Genomic DNA, 14,017 nt, shown 5'->3' with positions numbered 1-14,017 from the left:
TGGCGTCCGGTCAGTGGTGCGTCGCCTGCTCCGCGCGCAGCCGCGCGAGCACCTGATCGCGTAGGTCCTCCGGCGCAGCCTCTTTGCACGCGCGCGCGACCACCGCGGTCAGGGTGGTGGCGACCAGGGCTTCGTCGCGGCACGCGGCGCAGTTCTCCAGGTGCTCGGTGATGTCCGAGTGGCGCGTGTGGCAGATCTCGTTGCGCAGGTACTCCTCGAGGTCCTGCCGGGCTTTGTCGCAACCGCAGTCGGTCATTTCGCACTCCTCGTGGCGGGCACATCGATGCCGCGCTCTTTCGCATATTCGGACAGCAGGTCGCGGAGCTGACGTCTGCCACGGTGCAGACGGCTCATGACCGTGCCGATGGGGGTTTTCATGATGTCCGCGATCTCCTGATACGCGAATCCTTCGACGTCCGCGAGGTACACGGCCAGTCGGAAGTCCTCCGGAAGCGCCTGCAACGCGTCCTTCACGACGGATGCCGGCATGTGGTCGATCGCCTCGGCCTCGGCCGATCGCGCCGACGACGCCGTGGTCGACTCGGCCCCGCCGAGCTGCCAGTCCTCGAGGTCGTCGATCGTGCCCTGGTAGGGCTCGCGCTGCTTCTTCCGGTACGTGTTGATGTACGTGTTCGTGAGGATGCGGTACAGCCACGCCTTGAGGTTGGTGCCCTGCGTGAACGACGCCCACGCGGCGAACGCCTTCACGAAGGTCTCCTGGACGAGATCCGACGCGTCGGCCGGGTTGCGGGTCATCCGCATGGCCGCAGCGTAGAGCTGGTCCATGAAGGGGAGCGCCTGCTCCTCGAACTGGGTACGCGGGTCGTCGACCGCCTGATCGTTCATCGCAGGCCAGTCTACGTCGGCCCCTTCGGCGAGCACGGGCGCATCGGCTGTCGCGATCATCGCGCTCCTCTCCCCTGGCATGCACGGTGTCGACAGAGGGGTCAACGGACGAAGGGCGGGGCCTATTCCCAGGTTCGCGGATGTCGCGGCCGTGTCGCGACGATGTCGCAGATCCGAGACACCGACTCGTCGGCGTCGACGCGCCGTTCAGTAGGCTGGGAGCGATGAGCGACGCCCCTTCCTCCCCCGCCACTGCCGACGAGATCCCCGGCGGGTCGTGGCCGGCGCCCACGCCGGGCGAGCCGGTCCACGCGCACGTGACGGTGCCGGGGTCGAAGTCGCTCACCAACCGCGAACTCGTCCTCTCCGCCATCGCCGACGGACCGAGCCTGCTGACCGGCGCGCTCCACTCGGACGACTCCGCACGCATGATCGACGCCCTCCGTCGCCTCGGCGTGAGGATCGAGCCGGTCGCCGGCGACTCCCCCTTCGGTCCGGACCTCGAGGTCACCCCGCCGTCCCGCTTCACCGGCGGCACCACGATCGACTGCGGTCAGGCCGGCACCGTCATGCGATTCGTCTCCCCGATCGCCGGCCTCGCCGTGGGCGATGTGCACGTGACCGCGCACCCCACCGCTCTGCACCGCCCGATGGGGGCGATGATCCACGCGCTGCGTGACATCGGGGCGGACATCGACGACGCCGGCAGCTGGTCGCTCCCCTTCGACGTGCGCGGCCACGGGCACCTCCGCGGCGGCGAGGTCACGATCGACGCGAGCCAGTCCAGTCAGTTCGTCTCCGGACTGCTCCTGGCCGCGGCGCGCTTCGACGTCGGCCTGCGTCTCATCCACGACGGCGAGCGCCTGCCGAGCCTCCCCCACATCGAGATGACGGTCGAGGCACTCGCCCGCCGCGGGGTGCATGTCGAGCACCCCACCCCGAACGAGTGGCTCGTGCCCGCGGGACCGGTGCGCGGCAAGGAGATCGCGATCGAACCCGACCTCTCCAACGCCGCTCCGTTCCTCGCCGCCGCCGTCCTCACCGGCGGGTCGGTGACGGTCCCCGGCTGGCCCGCGCACTCGACCCAGCCGGGCGCGCTGCTGGCCGACATCCTGCCCGTCATGGGAGCGCACGTCTCCCGCCGAGCCGGAGCGCTCACCGTCACCGCGGGCGACCGCATCGCCGGCCTCGACCTCGACCTGTCGGCGGCGAGCGAGCTCACCCCGACGCTGTTCGCGCTCGCCGCGTTCGCCGACGCCCCCACGACCTTCCACGGCATCGGTCACATCCGGGGCCACGAGACGGATCGGATCGCGGCCCTCGTGGAGAACCTCCGCGCGCTCGGCGGCGAGGCGGAGGAGCGGAAGGACGGCATCCACATCGTTCCGAGGCCCCTGCACGGCGGGGGGTGGCGCGCCCACCACGACCACCGCATGGCGACGGCGGGCGCGGTCATCGGCCTGCGGGTGCCCGGGGTGGTCGTCGACGACATCGGGACGACGGCCAAGACGATGCCCGAGTTCCCCCAGCTGTGGGCGGGCATGCTCGCGTGAGCTGGCTCGACGACGATGGCGACGACGACGACCTCGACTACGACGAGGCCGACATCCGCGTCCGGCCGAATCCCAAGGCCAACCGCCCCCGCACCAAGCGCCGCCCCGCGCACGCGGATGCGCAGACCGCCCGCGTGCTCGGCGTGGACCGTGGCCGCTACACCGTCCTGATCGACGAGGACGGCCCGGACGAGCGCCAGATCCTCGCAACGCGCGCCCGCGAACTCCGCAAGCAGCCGATCGTCAACGGCGACCGCGCCCGGGTCGTCGGCGACACCTCCGGCGACGACGGCACCCTCGCGCGCATCGTCGGCATCGAGGAGCGCACCTCGCTGCTGCGCCGCAGCGCGGACGACACCGACCAGGTCGAGCGCATCATCGTCGCCAACGCCGATCAGCTGCTCATCGTCGTGGCCGCCGCCGACCCCGAACCCCGCCCGCGCCTCGTCGACCGCTACCTCATCGCGGCGCTGGATGCCGGCATGCACCCGCTGCTCGTCGTCACCAAGACCGATCTCGCCGATCCGGCATCCTTCCTCGCGCACTTCGAGGGCCTCGACGACCTGGAGGTGTTCACCAGCGGGACGGGCGCGATGCCGGTCGCCGAGATCGGCGAACGCCTCGCCGGGCACGCCACCGTGTTCGTCGGCCATTCCGGTGTCGGCAAGTCGACCCTCGTCAACGCCCTCGTCCCCGACGCCGCGCGCGCGACCGGACACGTCAACGAGGTGACCGGCCGCGGCCGCCACACGTCGAGCTCGGCCGTCTCGCTCCGCTACGTCGGCGACCGGGGTCGCGGCTGGGTGATCGACACCCCCGGCGTCCGGTCGTTCGGTCTGGGCCACGTGGACCCCGCCAACATCCTCCGCGCCTACACCGATCTCGCCGCCGTCGCCGAGGAGTGCCCGCGCGGGTGCACGCACCTGCCCGACGCTCCCGACTGCGCGATCATCGAGGCCGTGGCGGAGGGTCGGCTGGGCGAGCGCGGTCCTGCGCGACTGGACTCGTTGCAGCGACTCCTCGCCACCTTCGCGACCTGAGCGGCCGACTAAAATGAGGGGATGCCGCGCCTGAACCCCGGATCCCCCGCCCCCGACTTCACCCTCGTCGACCAGGACGGGCGGACCGTCTCGCTGAGCGACTTCCGCGGCGGGCGCCTCATCGCCTTCTTCTACCCCGCCGCCATGACGCCGGGCTGCACGACCGAGGCCTGCGACTTCCGCGACAGCGTCGCGCCGCTGCAGGCGGCCGGGTACACCGTGGTGGGGATCTCCCGCGACGAGCCGGCGAAGCTGCGCGAGTTCCGTGAGCGCGACGCCCTTCCCTATGCCCTCCTGAGCGACCCCGACCACAGCGTCCACGAGGCCTACGGCGCGTGGGGCGAGAAGATGAACTACGGCAAGGTCGTCGAGGGCGTCATCCGCTCGACCTTCGTGATCGACGAGGACGGCACGGTCGCGCACGCGCTCTACAACGTGAAGGCCACCGGCCACGTGGCGCGGATCCGGAGCCTGCTCGAGGTCTGATCAGACTTCGTCGGCCTCGCTCCGCGATCGCGCGCCGGCCGCCCGAGCGGCCGCGATCAGGAGGACGAGCCCCACGACGGCGGGGACCGCGATCGTCGCGGCGAGGCGTGCGTCGGCTCCCTCTCCCGTGAGGGTTCCGAGCGCGACGGACAGGACGAGCAACTGCACGACGACGCCGCCGGAGCGTCCCCACGACCTGCCGCGCCACACGGCGACGGCGAAGCCTGCGACGGCGACCGCGCCGATCACCGTCAGGGCGAGGAGTGCCAGCGAATTCGGCACGCTCTCGCTGTCGCCGCGGACGAGCGCGATCAGCTCCCACGCGGCGAGGGCCAGGACGCCGATCGCCTCGAGGGCGAGCCATCCGGCCGCGATCCGCTCGACGCGGGTGGTACGCACGTTCACTGCTCCTCCTGGGCGCCGGGGCACGGCGAGGCGCCGAAATACTCCGTTAACCCGCGATTCACATAACCCTTGATTCCCATGCCCGGGCATGGGAATATTGATGGGCAAGTGTGCTCCCACAGCGGCGTGGGGCGAGCAACAGCTCGCACACCACTCAGGTTAGTCGACGTCGCCCGGCGTCGCATCCCGACTTCCGATCCCCCACAAGGAGCACCGCTATGGATTGGCGCGACAAAGCCGCCTGCCTGACCGTCGACCCCGAACTGTTCTTCCCCGTGGGGAACACCGGGCCCGCCGTCGACCAGATCGAGAAGGCGAAGTCCGTCTGCGCCCGGTGCACCGTCACCGAACTCTGCCTCCAGTACGCCCTCGAGACCGGCCAGGACTCGGGTGTCTGGGGCGGTCTCTCCGAAGACGAGCGCCGCGCCCTCAAGCGCCGCGCCGCCCGCGCCCGCCGCGCGTCCTGACACCGCCGCGCGCGGGCCTCAGGCCCGCGCGCGCTCGATGTACCGCATCGGGATCTCGATCGTCACCTCGGTCCCGCTGCCCATCAGGGTGTGCCAGTCAATCGTCCCGCTCAGCTCACCCTGGATGAGCGTCCTCACGATCTGCGTGCCGAGACCCCGACCGACCTGACCCTCGGGCAGGCCGACACCGGTGTCGCGGACGCGGACCGCGAGCCGGTCCTCGTCGCGCTCGGCGATGATCTCGACCTCGCCCTCCTTGTCGGCCAGACCGTGTTCGACGGCGTTCGTCACGAGCTCGGTGAGCGCGAGGGCGAGCGGCGTCGCGTACTCGCTCGGCAGCGTCCCGAACGTGCCGGTCTTGACCGTGCGGGCACGCGTGTTGGGCGCCGCCGCGACCTCGGCGACGAGCTTGAGCACGCGCTCGAACACGTCGTCGAAGTCCACGCTCTGCGTGAGCCCCTCCGACAAGGTGTCGTGGACGACGGCGATCGCGCTCACCCGGCGCATGGCCTGCGTCAGGGCGTCCCGACCCTCGTCGGAATGGGTCCGCCGCGCCTGGATGCGCAGGAGCGACGCGACGGTCTGCAGGTTGTTCTTGACGCGATGGTGGATCTCGCGGATCGTCGCATCCTTCGTGATGAGCTCCTGCTCCTGGTGGCGGATCTCGCTCACGTCGCGGCACAGGACGATGGCACCGATGCGGGTGCCGTTCTCGCGCAGGGGGATGGTCCGGAGCGACACGGTGACGCCGCGCGCCTCGACGTCCGCGCGCCACGGCGCACGACCTGCCATCACGATCGGCAGCGACTCGTCGAACTGGCGCGACGCCGGCATGATCTTCGTCGCCACCTCCATGAGCGATTCGCCTTCGAGCTCGTCGTCGAAGCCGAGCCGGTTGAAGGCCGACAGGGCGTTCGGGCTCGCGAACGTCGTGATGCCGTCGACGTCGAGACGGATGAGGCCGTCCGAGGCCCGGGGGGCGCCCCGGCGCGGCGAGGTCGGCGCCGTGAGGTCGGGGAAGTCCGCCGATGCGATCATCCCGAACAGGTCGTCCGCGCAGTCGTTGAAGGTGATCTGCTGACGCGACGGGGTGCGGGCCTCGCCGAGGTTGGTGTGCCGGGTCAGCACGCCGATCACCCGGCTCTCGCGTCCCTCCGCTGCGCGCTCGCGCACGATCGGCACGGCCCGCACGCGGGTCGGGGTCTCCTCGAACCAGTCCGGCGAGGACGAGTCCACGACGCGCACCTGCGTGAACGCATCCGTGACCTGCGTGCGCCATTGCGGCCGCACGGCGTCGCCGACGATGTCGCGGTAGAACAGGGTCGCCGCTCCGCTCGGCCGGGTGTGGGCGACGGCGATGAACGAGTCGTCCGATGTCGGCACCCAGATGACGATGTCCGCGAAGGCCAGGTCGGCGAGGAGCTGACCGTCACCGGCGAGGCGGTGGAGCCACTCCACATCCTCCGCGGTGGATCGGCCTTGGGCGTAGACGAGGTCGCTGAGGGTGGACACGCCTCCACCCTAGATCCTCCTCCCGGGCGCTTCCCGCGGGCTACGCGCTCCGGGCCAGACGGCGCAGCGAGTGTCGGGTCGCGGCCTGCGCGGCACGCCGCGGGGCGAGGGATTCGGCGACGAGGCGTCGCACCGCGGTCGGCACCGCCGAGCGCGGTGCGACGTGGGCGATCGGGCGCGCGGCGAGGAGCGCGGCATCCGTCCCCCGGGCATCCCACGGGACGAAGGACACGTCCGTCACGCCCGTGTAGCGCTCGAGGGTACGCCGCACCTGTCCGCGGGCGTCGACACCCAGGGCGCCGGCGCGGATCTTGTTGACCACCACCCGCACGGGTGTCGTGCCCGCCGCCGCGCGGAGCTCGGGCCAGTTCCGCACGAAACGCGACACCCCGACGGGATCGGCGGCGACGACGGCGAGGACGACGTCGGCCGCTTCGACGGCCGCGAGCGTCGCGGCGTTCCGGCGGGGCCCGTCGACGAGGTCGCTCACGATCTCCTCGTCGCGTTCGAGGGATGCCGCGGTGTCGACGACGGTGTCATCCACCCATCCGCGACACGCCTCGAGGGCGGCCAGCACGCGGGCATGGGAGAACTCGGGCCACCGTCCCGGCCGATTGAGGCCGGTGAGCACGTCCACGTCGGCAAGCGTCGACGCGATGCGGCTGAGCTCGGCCACCGTGAGCGTGCCGCGTTCGGCCTGCCGGCATGCGGCGGCGAACCCGGGGCCCTCGTCGGCGAGGCCGGTCGCGAGGGCGAGCGAGGGCGCGTGGGAATCCGCGTCGACGAGCGCGACGCGGTGGTCGGCACTCGAAAGTGCACAGGCGATCTCGATGGCGAGGGTCGTCCGCCCGGGCGCTCCCTGTGCGCCCCACACGGTGATCACACGGCCGCGGGTGGGCTCGACGGTGAGGGACGACGGAGGGCTCGCGAGGAGCTCGGCCGCCGGTGCGTCCGGATCGTGGGCCGCGAGCCCGAGCGATGCGGCGAGGCGCCGATCCGAGGTTCGAGCGCACAGCGGCACGATGCGCACCGACAGACGATCGCAGGCGGCGACGAGCTCGGCGGTCAGGGTCGCCGCCCGCCCCTCGACGATCAGGAGGTCCGCCCGGGCCAGCTCGGCGAGGAGCTCCGCCGCCTCGGGCGCGGCCATGGCATCGAGCGCGGCGGCAGCGGGGGCGGATGCCGCCACCACCGCGCGCACGTCGGCGTCCTCGTGGCGCAGTCGCGCGGCGAGGGTGTCCGCGCGGGGACCGTCCGCCGCGACGACGACCCTCACCGGGACTCCCTCGCCACGGGCACGACCGATAGGAGGGAGTCGTCGGACACCGCGGCGAGCGTCGCGGCGACATCGGCGCGGGGGATGACGATCTCGAGCGACACGTCCTCGCCCGAGACGACGGCGTCGTCCTTCGTCACCGTGACCACCGTCGCCGAGGGCACGAGGATCCGCGGCTCGCCGACCTCGCCGCCCTCCTCGGCCGGTGCCGCCCAGACCTCCACGACCGAGCCCGCGGCGACGGCGTCGGACACGTCTCCGGCCGTCCGGATCACCACGCTCGTCGTGGTCGCGGCATCCGCCTCGTCCACGGCCGCGTGCGGGACGAGCTCGCCCGCCAGGATCGTGCGGGTCGCGATGACGCCGGGCTCGAGCGAGGCGGGCGAGACGTACGTGTCGCCCGCGGACCCCAGGGCGACGTCGACCACCCGCAGGTCGTCCGCCGTCACGGTCTGACCGGGGACGATCGTGCGGGCGGCGGCGAACACCGGCGCGGTCTGACGGGCCGAGGCGACGACGAGCCAGACGCCCGCGACGGACGCGATGATCAGCGCGATACCGAGGAGGAATCGCGCGTCGGCCCAGAGTGCACGCGGCGCGGGCCGGACGGTGTCGGGAGTGGTCATGACGCCATGGTGACCGAGCCCGCGGCTGTGCCACCGCGATTATCCACAAGCCGGCGATGCAACCGATGCGACCGGTACGCGGGCCCATAATGGCCTCATGCCCGATGCGTCCCCCCTGCGTATGCTCACGCCCGCCCAGGTGGCGGAGATGCTGCAACTGGAGGTCGACGAGGTCGTGGCTCTCATCCTCGACGGACGTCTGCGGGGGGCTCGGCTCGGCTCCCCGCTCGCGTGGCGCATCGAGGCGGACAGCGTCGAGGACTACCTGGACGAACAGGCGGAGGACGCGCGACTCCACGCGCTCTGGCGCGAGTCCAACGCCGCGAGCTTCCCCGAGCTCTGGGGGCGCGGCCGCCGCGGCGGCGAATGATCACGGCCTGATCGCGCCGCGCTCAGGCGAGCGAGGCCGGCGCTTCCAGCCGCACGGCCGTGACCGCCGACAACGGCACGATGCGGTATCCGCTCACGACGTCGGCGCGACGGGGTGAACCGCGGTCGTGCAGGGCGAGATCGAGATGATCGGATGCCGCACGGTCGATCGTGCCGCAGTACTCCCGCCCGTCGACGGCGTACAGCGTCACGGGGACACGCCGCCGCGCGAGGTCGCGTAGGAGGAACCCGAGCGTCATCCGCTCGCGGAGCCGCCCGGGCTCACTCCCCCGGGCGCTGCGAAGCAGGTCGGCGTGCGTCGGCCCCATCGCGACGAGGGCGGCCAGGGGAACGATCAGGGCACCCCGCGCGCCGCCGTCGTCCACCACGAGCCAATCCGGTCCGACCGCGACGGGTACGCCGGTCACGGCGGCGCCGCCCACGAGATCCAGGGTGATGGCGTCCTCGACGGCACCCACCAGGGCATGCAACCGCTGGAACAGCGACAGCCGGGCCAGTCGCAGTCGCTCGGCCTCGGTGTCGAGCGCCGCGCGCTCGGCCTCCCATTCGGAGTCCAATTGGTCTTCGAGATCCTCGAAGAATCGATCCCAGCGCACGATCGCGAATGTAGAGGACCACCCGCGGGCAGCGCCGGGTTTGTCCACAGGTTGGAGTATTCTCATCCACCCTCTCGTCCCCCTGTGCTGTACTCGTGGCGTTCATCGACCCGCAGACACCTGTCGCCCGAGAGGAACCGACATGGCCCTCACCGCCACCGAAGACAGCCGGATACCGCGTTCGGGGAGCGCCCTCGAGGTCGCCGAGTACTTCGCACCGCAGCGCACCTCGACGGCTGATCTCCCCGACCCGCTCCCCCTCGTGAAGAACCTCACGATCGGCGTCCTCGAGGTGCTGGCCGGCGTGCGCGACGTCGATCAGCTGGCGCGGTGGCTCGGCGAGGACGCGTACCGGGCGCTCGTCACCCGGGCGAACCTGTCGGCTCGTGCGCGGAGCGCACGCGGCGTCGCCGCCGTCCGACCGGCGCACCGCATCCTGAGCGATCGCACCTGCGAACCCGCCGACGGCGTGCTCGAGGCGGTCGTGGTCGTCGGCGGTCCGATCCGCACACGTGCCGTCGCGATGCGCCTCGAGGGCTGGGACGGGCGCTGGCGCGCGACCTCCCTCGCCCTGCTCTGACCTCGCGGCGCCTTACTGCTTGTACGACGCGAGGAAGTTGCCCAGGCGCTCGATCGCCTCGGTGAGCACCCGCGCCTCGGGCAGCGTGACGATGCGGAAGTGATCCGGCGTCGGCCAGTTGAACCCGGTCCCCTGCACGAGCAGCACGTGCTCGGCGACGAGGAAATCGTAGACGAACTTGGCGTCGTCGTGGATGTCGTGGACCTCGGGGTCGAGCCGGGGGAAGGCGTACAGGGCGCCCTCGGGCTTGACGCAGGTGACGCCGGGGATGGCGGTGAGGCCGGCCCAGGCGGCATCCCGCTGCTCATGGAGCCGACCCGTCGGTGCGATGAGCGCGTCGATGGACTGGACACCCGACAACGCCGCCTGGACGGCGAACTGCGCGGGGACGTTGGGGCACAGACGTGTCGAGGCGAGCAGCTGGATGCCCTCGAGGAAGCCGGCGGCGTGCTTCTTTGGTCCCGTGATGACCATCCACCCCGAGCGGTACCCGGCGACGCGGTAGGTCTTCGACAGTCCGTTGTAGGTCAGGCAGAGCAGGTCCGGTGCGAGGGTCGCGAGCGGGATGTGCCGAGCGCCGTCGAAGAGGATGCGGTCGTAGATCTCGTCGGAGAGCAGGAGGAGCTGGTGCTCGCGGGCGATCTCCACGATCCCCTGCAGCACCTCGCGGGTGTAGACGGCGCCGGTCGGGTTGTTCGGGTTGATCACGACGATCGCCTTGGTGCGCGGCGTCACCTTGGCCCGGATGTCCTCGAGGTCGGGCTGCCAGCCGTTCTCGCTGTCGGCCAGGTAGTGCACCGGGGTGCCGCCCGCGAGGCTCGTCATGGCGGTCCACAGCGGATAGTCCGGCGCGGGGATGAGGACCTCGTCGCCCTCGTCGAGCAGCGCCTGCATCGTCATCGTGATGAGCTCGGACACACCATTGCCGAGGTAGACGTCATCGGGGTCGAACTTCGGGAAGCCCGGCTCCTCCTCGTATCGCGAGACGATCGCCCGCCGCGCGGACATGATGCCGCGGGAGTCGGAGTAGCCGTGCGCCTGCGGGACCGCCTCGATCATGTCCCGGACGATCTGGAACGGCGCCTCGAATCCGAAGATCGCGGGGTTGCCGGTGTTGAGCTTGAGGATCGTGTGACCCTCGTCCTGCAGCCGGTCGGCCTCGACCAGTGCGGCTCCGCGGATCTCGTACAGGACGTCCTTGAGTTTGGATGACTGGTCGAAGGTGCGCGGGCTCATCGGTTCAGGATATCGGGGACCCGACGGGGCCAATGGCGGTCCAGTGGCCCGCCCGACCCCGTCGGACCGAGATCACTTCTTCTTGCCGGACGCCCGTCGCTGCGCGCGGTTGCCCGCCTCGGCCGGCGCCTGCACCTGCTGCCCGAACGAGCCGCGCGGGGCGTCGGCGGGGGCCTCCTGCTCGGCCTCGCGCTGGCGCGCCTTGCTGGTCGCCGCCTGCTGGACCTGGCCGCGCTCGTTGCGGACCTCGACCTCGCCCGCGTCGTTCGGGGCGGTGTACTGCAGCTTCTGCGCGTCGATCTCGGGCGCGGCGAGGCCCTTCGCCTCGATGTCGCCGCCCTCGGTCTGGCGGACCTCGACCTCGAGGTTGAAGAGGAAGCCGACCGACTCCTCCTTGATCTGGGCCATCATCGACTGGAACATCTGGTACCCCTCGCGCTGGTACTCGATGAGGGGGTCGCGCTGCGCCATGGCACGCAGGCCGATGCCGTCCTTGAGGTAGTCCATCTCGTAGAGGTGGTCGCGCCAGCGACGGTCGAGGACCTGCAGCACGACGCGACGCTCGAGCTCGCGCATGGCGGGCGCTCCGAGCTTCTCCTCGCGGTTGCGGTAGGCGATCTTGGCGTCCGAGAGCAGCTCGCGCTTGAGCAGTTCGGGGGTCACCTTGCCCTTGCTGCCGCTCTCGGCGACGACCTCGTCGATCGTGACGCCGACCGGGTAGAGGGTGCCGAGCTCGGCCCACATCGCATCGAAGTCCCAGCTCTCGTTGTGGCCGGAACCGGTGTGCTCGTCGATGATCGCGGCGATGGTGTCCTCGAGGAAATGCTCGATGCGCTCCGAGAGGTCGTCGCCCTCGAGCATGTGCCGGCGGTCGGCGTAGATCGCCTCGCGCTGCCGGTTGAGGACGTCGTCGTACTTGAGGACGTTCTTGCGGATCTCGGCGTTGCGCGCCTCCACCTGCGCCTGAGCGCTCTTGATCGCGCGCGAGACCATCGAGGACTCGATGGCCACGTCGTCGGGGAAGTTGGTGCGGGCCAGGATCGCCTCGGCCGCACCCGACTGGAACAGTCGCATGAGGTCATCCGTGAGCGACAGGTAGAACCGGCTCTCACCGGGGTCGCCCTGACGGCCCGAGCGACCGCGGAGCTGGTTGTCGATACGGCGCGACTCGTGGCGTTCGGTGCCGAGGACATAGAGTCCCCCCGCCTCGACGACGCGGTCGGCCTCCTCCTGCACCTTCTCCTTGACGGCGGCGTAGACCTCTTCCCACGCGGCCTCGTACTCGTCCGGCGTCTCGACGGGGTCGAGGCCCTTGGCCTTCATCTCCGAGACGGCGAGGAACTCGGCGTTGCCGCCGAGCATGATGTCGGTGCCTCGACCGGCCATGTTCGTGGCGACCGTCACGGCGCCGTAGCGACCGGCGCGGGCGACGATCTCGGCCTCGCGCGCGTGGTTCTTCGCGTTGAGGACCTCGTGCTTGATGCCCTTCTTCGCCAGCAGGCGGGAGAGGTACTCGCTCTTTTCGACGCTCACGGTTCCGACGAGGACCGGCTGACCGGAGGCGTGACGCTCGGCGATGTCCTCCACGACCTGCGCGAACTTCGCCTGCTCGTTCTTGTAGACGAGGTCGGACTGGTCCTTGCGGATCATCGGCTTGTTCGTCGGGATCGGGACGACACCGAGCTTGTAGGTCGACATGAACTCCGCCGCCTCGGTCTCGGCGGTACCGGTCATGCCGGAGAGCTTCTCGTAGAGGCGGAAGTAGTTCTGCAGGGTCACGGTGGCGAGGGTCTGGTTCTCGGCCTTCACCGCGACACCCTCCTTCGCCTCGATCGCCTGGTGAATGCCCTCGTTGTAGCGACGCCCCACGAGGATGCGGCCGGTGTGCTCGTCGACGATCATCACCTCGCCGTTCATCACGACGTAGTCGGTGTCGCGCTTGAACAGGGCGAGCGCCTTGATCGAGTTGTTGAGGAAGGAGATGAGCGGGGTGTTCGCCGACTCGTAGAGGTTGTCGATGCCGAGGTAGTCCTCGACCTTCTCGATACCGGGCTCGAGCACACCGATCGTGCGCTTCTTCTCGTCGACCTCGAAGTCGACACCGGCCTCGAGGGTGCGGGCGATCTTCGCGAACTCGGTGAACCAGCGGTTCGCCTCACCGGAGGACGGGCCCGAGATGATGAGCGGCGTCCGCGCCTCGTCGATGAGGATCGAGTCCACCTCGTCGACGATGCAGTAGAAGTGACCCCGCTGCACGAGGTCCTCACGGCGCCACGCCATGTTGTCGCGCAGGTAGTCGAAGCCGAACTCGTTGTTGGTGCCGTACGTGATGTCGGCTTCGTACTGCTGCCGGCGCACCTCGGGGTTCTGGCCCGAGACGACGGTGCCGGTGGTCATCCCGAGCGCGCGGTAGACGCGACCCATGAGCTCGGACTGGTACGAGGCGAGGAAGTCGTTGACCGTGATGACGTGGACGCCCTTGCCCGCGATCGCGTTGAGGTACGCGGGGAGGGCAGCGGTCAGGGTCTTGCCCTCACCGGTCTTCATCTCGGCGATGTTGCCGAGATGGAGGGCCGCCCCACCCATCACCTGTACGTCGTAGGGGCGCTGGCCGAGGGTGCGGCTCGCGGCTTCGCGGACGGCGGCGAAGGCCTCGGGCATGAGCTTGTCGAGGCTCTCGCCCGCCTCGTAGCGGGCGCGGAGTTCGGCGGTCTCGCCGCGCAGCTCCTCGTCGGTGAGGTGCGCATAGTCCTCTTCGAGGGCCGACACGGCCTTCACGACCTGCTGCAGCCTGCGCAGGACGCGGCCTTCACCGGCACGAAGCAGTTTCTCGAGGGGGTTCGCCACGGAGGATCTCCATCTGTCGATTCGCCACCCCGACGTGCGATGTCGGGATGCCGGTGCGCGGGACGCGCAGACATACACCGCCATGTTATCCGCCTGTGACCTACGAGGTTGCTGGGGGCATCCGGCCTCTCCCCCGCGCGTCGACCGGCGGCATCCG

At 70.6% G+C, this 14,017-nt stretch carries 15 protein-coding genes; 6 read left to right on the top strand and 9 right to left on the bottom strand.

Features of this window, described 5'->3' with window-relative positions; all coding sequences use genetic code 11:
• Positions 1 to 10 precede the first annotated feature (10 nt).
• Both AYL44_RS01095 and AYL44_RS01090 read right to left on the bottom strand, forming a co-directional pair.
• A complete protein-coding gene (locus AYL44_RS01095; RefSeq protein ID WP_064001424.1) occupies positions 11 to 256 on the bottom strand; it encodes a hypothetical protein in 246 nt (81 codons plus the stop codon).
• Entirely contained in the window at positions 253 to 846 is a 594-nt protein-coding gene (locus tag AYL44_RS01090) for a sigma-70 family RNA polymerase sigma factor (protein ID WP_197471557.1), read from the bottom strand. The genes AYL44_RS01095 and AYL44_RS01090 overlap by 4 nt, the downstream gene beginning before the upstream one ends.
• 224 nt (positions 847 to 1,070) lie before the next feature.
• Here AYL44_RS01090 and aroA point away from each other — a divergent pair, with 224 nt between their 5' ends.
• Genes aroA through bcp form a run of 3 tightly spaced genes read left to right on the top strand, consistent with a single transcriptional unit; the run spans position 1,071 to position 3,925 of the window.
• The gene (gene aroA / locus AYL44_RS01085; protein WP_064001422.1) at positions 1,071 to 2,399 is read left to right on the top strand and encodes a 3-phosphoshikimate 1-carboxyvinyltransferase; all 1,329 of its coding nucleotides are present in this window, start codon (positions 1,071 to 1,073) and stop codon (positions 2,397 to 2,399) included.
• Positions 2,396 to 3,439, top strand: coding sequence for a ribosome small subunit-dependent GTPase A (gene rsgA / locus AYL44_RS01080; protein WP_064002413.1), 1,044 nt, complete (start codon positions 2,396 to 2,398; stop codon positions 3,437 to 3,439). The genes aroA and rsgA overlap by 4 nt, the downstream gene beginning before the upstream one ends.
• A gap of 21 nt (positions 3,440 to 3,460) precedes the next feature.
• Positions 3,461 to 3,925 (top strand): thioredoxin-dependent thiol peroxidase, encoded by a 465-nt coding sequence (gene bcp / locus AYL44_RS01075; RefSeq protein ID WP_064001421.1) that lies wholly within the window; start codon positions 3,461 to 3,463, stop codon positions 3,923 to 3,925.
• Here the strand turns inward: bcp and AYL44_RS01070 are convergent, their stop codons facing one another.
• Positions 3,926 to 4,324, bottom strand: a complete 399-nt coding sequence (locus AYL44_RS01070) for a hypothetical protein (protein WP_064002412.1) — start codon at positions 4,322 to 4,324, stop codon at positions 3,926 to 3,928. It abuts the gene before it with no gap.
• A 224-nt stretch (positions 4,325 to 4,548) separates the two neighbouring features.
• On the opposite strand from AYL44_RS01070, the gene AYL44_RS01065 reads away from it, so the two are divergent.
• Positions 4,549 to 4,797, top strand: coding sequence for a WhiB family transcriptional regulator (locus tag AYL44_RS01065; protein ID WP_018188706.1), 249 nt, complete (start codon positions 4,549 to 4,551; stop codon positions 4,795 to 4,797).
• 18 nt (positions 4,798 to 4,815) lie between these two features.
• Here AYL44_RS01065 and AYL44_RS01060 read toward each other — a convergent pair whose 3' ends face one another.
• Genes AYL44_RS01060 through AYL44_RS01050 form a run of 3 tightly spaced genes read right to left on the bottom strand, consistent with a single transcriptional unit; the run spans position 4,816 to position 8,211 of the window.
• The gene (locus AYL44_RS01060) at positions 4,816 to 6,309 is read right to left on the bottom strand and encodes a sensor histidine kinase (protein ID WP_064001420.1); all 1,494 of its coding nucleotides are present in this window, start codon (positions 6,307 to 6,309) and stop codon (positions 4,816 to 4,818) included.
• 40 nt (positions 6,310 to 6,349) lie between these two features.
• A complete protein-coding gene (locus AYL44_RS01055) occupies positions 6,350 to 7,585 on the bottom strand; it encodes an AAA family ATPase (protein ID WP_064001419.1) in 1,236 nt (411 codons plus the stop codon).
• Complete coding sequence (locus AYL44_RS01050) at positions 7,582 to 8,211, bottom strand: SAF domain-containing protein (RefSeq protein ID WP_064001418.1); 630 nt, start codon at positions 8,209 to 8,211, stop codon at positions 7,582 to 7,584. Before AYL44_RS01050 ends, AYL44_RS01055 begins: the two co-directional genes overlap by 4 nt.
• A gap of 121 nt (positions 8,212 to 8,332) precedes the next feature.
• On the opposite strand from AYL44_RS01050, the gene AYL44_RS01045 reads away from it, so the two are divergent.
• Positions 8,333 to 8,581: a helix-turn-helix domain-containing protein gene (locus tag AYL44_RS01045; protein WP_064001417.1), complete on the top strand. Its 249-nt coding sequence runs from the start codon at positions 8,333 to 8,335 to the stop codon at positions 8,579 to 8,581.
• A gap of 22 nt (positions 8,582 to 8,603) precedes the next feature.
• On the opposite strand, the gene AYL44_RS01040 is transcribed toward AYL44_RS01045, so the two are convergent.
• Positions 8,604 to 9,245 carry a hypothetical protein gene (locus tag AYL44_RS01040; RefSeq protein ID WP_331709473.1) on the bottom strand — a complete coding sequence of 214 codons (642 nt, stop codon included), beginning with the start codon at positions 9,243 to 9,245 and terminating at the stop codon, positions 8,604 to 8,606.
• Between the two features lie 94 nt (positions 9,246 to 9,339).
• Here AYL44_RS01040 and AYL44_RS01035 point away from each other — a divergent pair, with 94 nt between their 5' ends.
• Positions 9,340 to 9,777 carry an Rv3235 family protein gene (locus AYL44_RS01035; protein ID WP_064001416.1) on the top strand — a complete coding sequence of 146 codons (438 nt, stop codon included), beginning with the start codon at positions 9,340 to 9,342 and terminating at the stop codon, positions 9,775 to 9,777.
• 12 nt (positions 9,778 to 9,789) lie between these two features.
• Here AYL44_RS01035 and AYL44_RS01030 read toward each other — a convergent pair whose 3' ends face one another.
• Entirely contained in the window at positions 9,790 to 11,013 is a 1,224-nt protein-coding gene (locus tag AYL44_RS01030; protein ID WP_064001415.1) for a pyridoxal phosphate-dependent aminotransferase, read from the bottom strand.
• A gap of 72 nt (positions 11,014 to 11,085) precedes the next feature.
• Positions 11,086 to 13,860, bottom strand: coding sequence for a preprotein translocase subunit SecA (secA, locus tag AYL44_RS01025; protein WP_064001414.1), 2,775 nt, complete (start codon positions 13,858 to 13,860; stop codon positions 11,086 to 11,088).
• Between the last annotated feature and the right edge of the window lie 157 nt (positions 13,861 to 14,017).

It is taken from the genome of Microbacterium oleivorans, from assembly GCF_001644225.1.
In the GTDB taxonomy this organism is placed as follows: domain Bacteria; phylum Actinomycetota; class Actinomycetes; order Actinomycetales; family Microbacteriaceae; genus Microbacterium; species Microbacterium gawkjiense.
The sequence above is the reverse complement of the archived record's forward strand: the minus strand, read 5'-3'. Positions and strand labels throughout refer to the sequence as shown.